General features: G+C 42.1%; 7 protein-coding genes. All 7 read right to left on the bottom strand.

What is annotated here, in order from left to right:
* Nucleotides 1-331: 331 nt before the first annotated feature.
* The gene (locus DVR12_RS14900) at nt 332-1,648 is read right to left on the bottom strand and encodes a Gfo/Idh/MocA family protein (protein ID WP_116976588.1); all 1,317 of its coding nucleotides are present in this window, start codon (nt 1,646-1,648) and stop codon (nt 332-334) included.
* Nucleotides 1,649-1,790: 142 nt separating this feature from the next.
* A complete protein-coding gene (locus DVR12_RS14895) occupies nt 1,791-2,543 on the bottom strand; it encodes a glucose 1-dehydrogenase (protein WP_116976587.1) in 753 nt (250 codons plus the stop codon).
* 117 nt (nt 2,544-2,660) lie between these two features.
* Nucleotides 2,661-3,290: a hypothetical protein gene (locus DVR12_RS14890; RefSeq protein WP_116976586.1), complete on the bottom strand. Its 630-nt coding sequence runs from the start codon at nt 3,288-3,290 to the stop codon at nt 2,661-2,663.
* 100 nt (nt 3,291-3,390) lie between these two features.
* Nucleotides 3,391-3,576 (bottom strand): hypothetical protein, encoded by a 186-nt coding sequence (locus tag DVR12_RS14885; protein WP_116976585.1) that lies wholly within the window; start codon nt 3,574-3,576, stop codon nt 3,391-3,393.
* Nucleotides 3,577-3,693: 117 nt separating this feature from the next.
* Nucleotides 3,694-5,826, bottom strand: a complete 2,133-nt coding sequence (locus DVR12_RS14880) for a ligand-binding sensor domain-containing protein (protein ID WP_116976584.1) — start codon at nt 5,824-5,826, stop codon at nt 3,694-3,696.
* 10 nt (nt 5,827-5,836) lie between these two features.
* Nucleotides 5,837-8,071 carry a beta-N-acetylhexosaminidase family protein gene (locus DVR12_RS14875; protein WP_116976583.1) on the bottom strand — a complete coding sequence of 745 codons (2,235 nt, stop codon included), beginning with the start codon at nt 8,069-8,071 and terminating at the stop codon, nt 5,837-5,839.
* A 42-nt stretch (nt 8,072-8,113) separates the two neighbouring features.
* Nucleotides 8,114-9,334: a purple acid phosphatase family protein gene (locus DVR12_RS14870; RefSeq protein ID WP_116976582.1), complete on the bottom strand. Its 1,221-nt coding sequence runs from the start codon at nt 9,332-9,334 to the stop codon at nt 8,114-8,116.

Here is a 9,334-nt window from a genome sequence, read left to right as displayed (position 1 = left end):
ATTAACATGCAAGTTAAGTCAGCTACAGACTACAGATTATAATACATTTGCGAAGTATATGTAGTAATTTTACTACGAATAGAATTTGAAATTAGTTGATTGAGTAATTTAGATGGAGCTTCATTTGTGTTATGATAATAACATTAGTCCATAATAGTACTACTTGAGAAATTGAAATCTGATATACTGATTCCTGATGATATTATTTCAGAATAATATGGTACACCATATCCTAATGGTGTTACACTGAGGTCTTCAATATTATTATTTTAAAAAAATGCCCCAAAAGTACAGGCTTTTGGGGCATTCACAATAAATAACCTTTTATACTTTATCCGGGAAATACCCAAGGCTTCCTGTATTTTGGCATGATCAATCCATTGGCTGCTGAGTTCTTTCCAAAATTATTACTACCCGCATTCCACTCGAGCCGTGATTGTGTTCTTAGAGCAATATTACCCGCATGTGCATGTTTGGCTACCAGACTTCCATTTTCAATAGTGCATGCAGGATCTTTCCTGCTTTTAATACATTCCAGGAAATTCTTCATATGCAATTCGTGCGACTCTCCCCCACTCTGTTTTTCGAGCGGCGATGTTTTAGGTTTTTTAGCCTGATCATCCCATTCAGGGAACAGTTCCCAAGCATTTCTGTCTATCACCATAGTAGCATCATTGCCTATAAATGCAAGGCCGTAGGAACGGCCGTAAGGACCATTTTGAGTACCGGCCGTATGATCCCAGTTAATAAGATAATCCTTATGCTGAAACACTACATTCATGGTATCAAATGTTTCATGCGCTCTGTCCGGTGCTGTAAAATTGCCACCAGTTGCCATAATGGCTGCAGGCATTGTAGTAATATCTTTTGCCCATAAAGCCACATCCAGTAAATGTACACCCCAATCGGTCATGAGTCCACCTCCATAATCCCAGAACATGCGCCAGGTACTATGAAAACGTGCAGCATTAAAGCTTCTCGCCGGAGCCGGTCCGAGCCAGAAATCGAAGTCTACCCCTTCTGGTACTTTACTATCAGGTACTATCGCGGCGCCTACACCATAATTAAAATTAGCCCAGATATTTACTTTGCGAAGCTGACCTAATTTTCCCGATTTAATAATATTCATGGCATTGATCCAGTGCGGACCACTTCTTTGCTGCTGGCCTACCTGCACTACCCTGTTATTGCTTCTTGCAGCTTTTACCATCGCATCACATTCTGCAATGGTGTTGCCTAATGGTTTTTCGACATAAACATCCTTACCGGCCTGACAGGCGTATACAAAAGGCAAACAGTGCCAATGATCGGGAGTTCCGATAATAACGGCATCTATACTTTTATCTTCCAGTAAGCGGCGAAAATCTTTGTATTGCGCGGGAGCCGTGCCTTGCTGCTTTGCCATCTCAGCAGTTCGTTTATTTAGTACCGCTTCATCTACATCACATAATGCAGCGCATTCGACCCCTGGTTGTTTTACCGCGTTTTGAAGATCTCCCCAACCCATGCCACGGCAGCCTATTAAGGCTACGCGGATTTTTTCATTTGGAGAAGATGCTTTTCCATGTAGAAGAAGTGGTGATAGTATGGCAGTACCAGCCATCAGTGTTGCGGTATTATTGAGAAATTGGCGACGTGAAACCGACATGTGGAATTTATTTTGGTCTAAAGAAAAATAGGAAAAAAAAGTATAATCCTTAGGGTTATATGACCAGCGGTAACAATATGCAAAAGGGCCGACCAATAGGCCGACCCGTCGATTGCTTATATTTCATGTCAGAATTTGTCTGTTATTGTGCAGTGTAAGCACCATCTACGGTGTAGAACCCACCGGTGGCAAAAGATGCTTTATCGGAGCTTAGCCAGCTTACTATTTCTGCTACTTCTTCAGATTTACCCAATCTTCCTATCGGATGCAACCCAACCAAGGCAGCTTTTGCGTTAGCATCCATTGCATTGAGAAGTGGCGTTTCTATATAACCAGGACATACTGCATTTACACGTACTCCTTTGGCCGAATTTTCTATAGCTGCTGCTCTCGTTAATCCGATAACCCCATGCTTGGCAGCCACATATGCTACGGCGTTAGCTGTTCCAACCAGTCCGAGGATGGAGGAGATGTTTACAATTGCACCTCCGCCATTTTTTAGCATAGCAGGAATTTGATACTTCATGCCATAGAATACACTATTGAGGTTAATATCAATTACTTTTTTATAAGTATCGATACTATAATCAACCAATGGATTTAGTTCTCCACCTATTCCTGCATTATTGCAGGCTATATCCAGCCGGCCATAAGTTGATACGGTTTTATCTACCAGGGCCTTGCACTCTTCGGGATTACTAACATCACACTTCACAAATATTGCTTCACCACCTTTCTCTTTAATGGCAGCTACAGTATTATTTCCATTCTTTTCAACCACATCACTGACTATTACTTTTGCTCCGCCTGCGGCATATAGTTTTGCTATTTCAGCTCCAATACCAGAGCCTGCACCTGTTACTAATGCCACTTTATCTTTAAATAACTGTTCCATACTCTCAATTTTTACTTGTGAAAAAACTATACTATAGTATTTGCGATCATTTCCTACCGGTATATCAAAGGTATTCCTACTATGCTTAGTAAAACCTGATTTTCATCAGCTAATAAACTAATCTTTATCAGGTATCCGAATTTCTTTTCCAACAAATGGCGGGTATACATCTTTTGACAAAATCTTTGTCATCTTTTCAACATCAACATCAAAATAAAATGGTAAATATTCAAATCTCAATAATTCATCTTCCAAATAAAATCTAACTTCCGCATCAAAAGCAATAGGCTTAAAAATACCATCGCCTGCAGGAGTATCGCGATACAACAATTGCTGTTCTCTCCATTTCAGCTGATCGTTTTCAATTCTTACTTCATACACCCCATACGCAATAGCTTCCATAGTATGACTTCTAACAGTTGAAGATAAACAACGCATATAGCCTGTTATTGCTCCCGTACTTCTTCTTACTGCCAATTCATATCTAAATACACTGGTTCCGGTAAAATCCTTTATGAGATCTGTTCTCACATTATTATCATCCATCAGATATACACGCTCATCGGTAACCGTGGTTAGATTGAATTGGATAGAGCTTTCACCGCTGGTAAGGTCAGAGAAAAACATTCTATCGGCATATGCACCTTCAAGAGTTGATTCATCCAAAGAATAAGTAAGCTCCTCAGTCTGCAGTTGCCTGTTGATAACATTCTTATTTAAAAATGTAAGTACATCCTGTAAAAGCATAAAATAGTTTATGCAGAGATAACAGCACTTTTTATGAATTGTTGTTGGAAAAGTGAGGGGAAAAATCAACAATCAGAAAGATGGGATAAACTACATTTATCTAGGGCGTGTCGCTTGTTGTTTTCAGCAATGCGATTCCTGATCCAAAAAATACAATAGAAATAGAAGCTACTACCAGCAATTCTCTCCACTCCAGCGTTTGCTTTACAAATCCGTATCCGGCATAAATAAGCCCAACAGTACCAAGCAAAGTGAGCAGTATTCCAAAGAATTTCTTTGCATCCATACTTAAGCGTTTACTAAGGATGGCTCCAATATTTGTGCCGGTACAGGGATGGCATAAAATGACAAAGTTTTTCGAAGATTGCTCTCCAAAAAACTCTGTCTGCCTGTCTCAAAAATGTTAGTCAATAATTTTCAGGTATCTGGCCATCCAGTATGGCAACAGAAACTCATCTCCTGCTAACTCAGATTCTCCGCTTCTGCCACCATCCAGTGTAAATGCATTGGCATTGTGACGGTGTACCGGTTGCTCATCTAATGGTAACAGTACTTCAGTAGTCTGATGTCGGAAATTGGCCGGTAATAAAGTGATATCATGACGATTAGAGTTCTTAATCTGCCAGGTAATCAGATCCATAGGGAAAGTTTTCAGCCACCACATAGTTGCATCGGCATCATAATCTCCGGCCGTTGCAAGAGTAATCAGGTTCCAAACAGCATTCTTTTCAGGACGTTCTATTTCCCAGTGATTACTGATAGCTTCCTTATACTTTGCTTTTAACTCATCATTGAAAGCATATCTGTATAATACCCAGTAAGTCAGGAAAGCCATTTCATCATCTGAGTGGTTCCAGCTATCACTACCCATATCAATCCCTTCATGTAAATAACCTGGAGTAGATTTGATAGTGCGGTAGTCGATTGTGATATTTTTCAGATAACCATGCTTGTTAATGAGTTTGAATGCTTCTGTTTTATATTTTTCCTTACCGGTGAGTTTATAAGCCAGCTGCAAGCCAGCCATGATGGTAGTACTACCTAAACGGCGATCTCCAATGGTGGTCGGATACCAGTTGATATACTCAGGATTCCATCTGGCCCAGAGAGTAGGTTTATTGTCTATATCCACCATAGTGTACTTATGATCGATAATATGTGTCATAATTTTATCTACCCAATCGGCTACTCTTTTCTTTTCTTCCGGTGTTTCAGCAACCATTTCGTAAGTAACAGCTGCGCTCCAGATATGTCCTACAAACTCGTCGCTGCTTGTATGTCCTTTCCACTCCCATTCAGAATCCGGGGAATCTCTCCATCTTTCAGGGTCGGAGTTTTTATATCCTTTTCTTTCGAAGGTTCTTGAAGGGAATCCTTTAATTTGATTAATAGACAGAATTCTTTCGAATGCTTCCCAGGTTTCCCAGGCATATCTTTTAGCAATAGGATCGTGAGTGGTAGCATAACGGAAAGCCTGGCTACCCAAGTAAAAGCTGCTCCATAATCCATCGTTATCTGTATCCGCCATTTCTGAAGAACCAACGTCTCCAGAGGGATCTAATTGGAGATTAGCGATGAATCCATAACGAATATGTCTTTCTCTGATTTTACGATCGAAGAAGGCAGCTTTATCAGCCAATGTTTGTTTTGGAAATGCAATTTTGTTAAGTCCGGTAGGCGTAAGAATATATACATCACCATTACTTACGGTAGCCATACTGGTTACCTCATCCTGGTTAAGCCATCTTTTGGAAGCGTAGTAGCGGTAGCCTTTATCTGCTTCAGCAAAGGCACCCTGAGTGGTACCAGCCCAGATGTGGTTATTTACAACCAACAGATTTCGTATATCCTGCACAGGAACTCTCGATTGAAGGGATAAGCTGGTATCTCCTGAATTACCTATGGCATAATAACCACCGGGAGTACTCAGTACAATATCATTTCCTTTAAAAGCAAAATCCGTAACACCTTTAGTCTGATGCACAGCAACAAACTGAGAACCGTTATAGCGGTATAATGCTTTATTTGAGAGAATGTAAAAAGTGCCTTTATTAACTTCCATCCTGATGATACCATCAATAGGAGTAAGTTCCTGTATTTGTTTATCTGTTGCAATTGCAAGCGCATTATTACCAGCCAGTAACATACGGCCTTTTGCATCAACTACTACTTTATTATATTTCCCTGTTGGTAGGTTAATATACGGAATACCGGCGTAACCATTGGTAAGGCATTTATCAGGATACAGATAATACAAATGACCACTTTCTTCCTGAGTGGTTACATCAACCGGAATTTTTTGTGCCAGAGGTCTGAATCTGAGATCTCGAACCAATTCGGTACCACTTACACGATAGAAACCCTGAGCGGTAAGCACATGCACATTATCGTTGTAATCAGTAATTACCTTTATCATTTTCAGCCCCGCGGGAACGGTATACTTTACCGAAACCGCTTGTGTAAAAGGTAAATCTGGTGTGGCATAGGCAGCACACGAGAGCAGCAGACCTGCTGCCAAAAAACTAAATTTTCTCATGCCAGTAAGTTTATAGTTTAATAAGCCACACTTCGGTGACTCTTGAATGTTGTCGCCAGTTTAAATGTTCTTCATCTATAGCATCCCAGGTAAGTACTAATGAACCAGTTTGAGATAATGAAACAGGAACCGGAAATTCTTTGAGTTCGCCTATTCCTTTATTGTATAAGGTTGGTTGCAGCCTAACCCCGTTTGCTCTTAAAAGTGATTCTCCGTTTCCGGTAACTCTGATAACATATTTCGCTTTAGGATCGAGATGTTCGTATTTCATGGCAGGAGGCCAGCGCATACTTACCATCCAGGATAAGCGTCGGCGGCTCATTCCTCCATCCCACCAGTCGAACCCGGGGATATCACCGTGTTGCATCAGCGGATCGGTATGCCAGTCTTCAGGTCTTAATACGTGGTTAGATTTTGAAACGTTACCTACATCATCATAAAAGCTGCCCGGGCCCGGATTTTCCCAGTAAGCAATAGTATCTAATGATTTACGCTGTTCTGATACTGGCAGGGTTCTGATGTATTTAAACTTATCTTCCATCCACCAGCGGTTATTGAGTGGTCTGTCGAGAAAGTCCAGTACCGCACCTCTTTCGGGGCCGGAGGCCTGGTATTTTTTAACGCTGGTTTGTAATGCCACTGAGCGGAACAGGCTATCACATAATTCAATAATACGATCTCTCCATTGCGGCTGAACAGGGATATCTGCCTGTTTCAAAATCCTTTCGGCTTCATTCATCGGATCATTAGCAGTGAGCAAAGCCTTGTTTGCAGCAATTTCGAGATCGGCCTCTCTGATTGCACGTTCACGGGTATACGCATCATAATAGGCACGCAACAGCATCATTTGCCAGCGCCAGTTTGAGGCGAGGCCGGGATGGGTTTGTTCTAACTGTTGCCACAATTGCAGGGTTGCTCTGATACCACCATTTGCAGCGATAGCCCCTTCCCAATTTCTTTCAAGAGCCAATATTCCATCGCCTGCTGTTTCCTTAGCATCTGAAGCAAAGAAGTAATTGGCATATTGTTGCACCATAGTACGCTCATTCATCTGACTATCCCAACCGAGGAGACTCCACACAACTTTATTAAGATCGTCGTGTGCCCCGTCGGAATAACTGATAAATCCGTCCATATATGGAGCAATGTATCGATAGATATTAGAGTAGTAGACAGGTTGAGGATTTACTGCTTCTCTTCCCAGTGTGAAGGCAAAAGCAGGATCAAACCAGATGACAGGATAGTCGCAACGGACAGAGTGGGTAATATCCGGATAATGCCTGATCTTATACTTAGCAGGCAAATCACTTCTTGTACTTTCCAGCGATGGGCTGGAAGGGCCGACTACAATGCCCCCCAGCCATGCTGGTGTTGATTGACGTATATAGGAATAAACGAACGCACACTTGGCAGAATCGTAACCTTGTAAAGACAGCCAGATCTTCGCATTTGGATGATAGCGTTTTAAAGGTTTGGAAAGTTCTTCCAGCAAAGGAATCACCAGCTGAGGTGCATTATCGCCGGGATCACCACCCGGGAAGAATACAGCATCCAAACGAACGGACGACCTGAATAAAGTATCGAATTGCCTTAGGAAATAGCTACGTTTAGCAGTATCACCCAGGTCGAAGGAGGCTGGAGTCCATACAGAAAAATCCAGATCATACTTTTTACAGAAGCTACTGATCTTTGCCGTCATTTCGTTAGATGATATTTTGAAATGCGGAGAAGCTGGCATAAAAGGAATAGCTTCAATGCTATTGGTACCAAAAACAGCCAGATCTCTGATATATTGTTCGTATTGTTCTGCCGACCAGCCATCGTAGGAATTAGCGAGGTTACGATACCCGATTTGGTGACCTCTTACAGCTTTTTCAGGAACTGAGGTAATATCGAGGTTGTCTGGTAGCCCTACTTCCTGATTTCTGTATTCCATGATGCGTAGCAGGTAGCCTGCACCAAATAACTGGCCGCGGGGGTCAGCTGCTTCGATGGTTGTTATCCCATTCTTAGTGAAAACATGATAGGATTCGGGCTGGCCTTTTACAGTATTAAAAACTATTGTATTTCCGGCGGAAGGAGGACGGGAGGTGATAGTCCATTTCAGACCAGTACGTTTAAAGACCTCCTCTTTTAATACTTGTGCAGCAACATTATTTTCCTTTGCAACGATAGTTACCTGCTTTACCTGGAAGGCAAAGCTGTAAACGGGTATGCAGAGTAATAGTAAGAGGAATCTTTTCATGTCATACTGAAATTTTGGTTAATCCGGCTACATCCGGCACAATTACATTTTGCTTTTCAGGAGGTTTTCGCCACCTGCTTTCTTTTCCAGGTCGAAGGCATCGAACAATTCGCCGGTGGCTGTATAGGAGCGGTAGGCGATTTTCTGCGGATGCACGGTAATGATTTGGAAAAGTTGATTATAGGAGCCAGTTTTCACCATCCAGGGTTGAGGATCGATGTCCGACATTTTAGGGCCGCTTACAGATACAACGTAAACGGGGCCCTTATTTCCGTCTCTCCCTCTTGCATAGGTATGATCGTGGCCCTGGAGGATAAGATCTACTTTATACTTTTCGAACAGCGGTTTAAAATCTTCGCGCAGGCGTTGATTATCGCGTGTCTTTTTAGTAGAGAGAACGGGATGATGGAAGGTGATACAGGTCCATTTATTTGGATTATGCTTTAGCACATTTTCGAGCCAGGCTTTCTGGCTTGCAAATGCAGCATCAGAGATTTCTATTTCATTTGAATTAAGAGAGATGAAACGCATGCCCTGTACATCGGAATAGTAGCAGGTTTCTTCAAGTCCTTCCGGACCATTTTCCGGTAAAGTGAACTGAGGTCGCCAAAAGGCAGAAACCACATCCACACCTTGTGCATTTTCATAAAACTCGTGATTACCGGTGGTCATTAATCCGGGAATCACGCTATGAATAAAGCCACCGGCTTCAAACCATTGTTGCCATTCATTATTGTTATTACCTCTGTTTACGAGGTCGCCCGCATGAATGATTAAACGGGCATCGGGAGCCATAGTATAAGCTTTGCGGATGGTTTGAGACCAGCTGCTTAAAATATTGGCCTGAGCATCACCTAAATAAATAAATGAAAACGGATCGTTGGTGGCAGCAGCGGTTCTGAACTGAAACCACTCGCTCCATTGGTTATCCTGCCCAACACGATAGGCGTACAACGTATTAGGTTGTAGGTCTTTAAAAATATAGCTATGATATCTTATTGGCAGAGAATCGGCGAAAGGTTCGGTAGTTGCGGCCGTAAAGCGTGTAGCCTTTACAGTGGTTCTCGGATCGGCAGATGCAGGCATCAGTTCCGCATAGCTAACAGTAACAGTTTTTTCGGTACGCCAGGTAATAGCAGTAGAATGAGAAGGATCAGCAGTAACGTTCATTACGATTCTGTCGGGTCTCAGACTTTGAGCATGGCTAAGTTGGAAGGTAAAGCAGGTGGCGATTAGCCACCCGCTTATTAAGGATTGATTCAT

Origin of the sequence: Chitinophaga silvatica, assembly GCF_003419895.1 — a bacterium.
GTDB lineage: Bacteria > Bacteroidota > Bacteroidia > Chitinophagales > Chitinophagaceae > Chitinophaga > Chitinophaga silvatica.
This window is presented reverse-complemented; position numbering and strand designations above follow the sequence as displayed.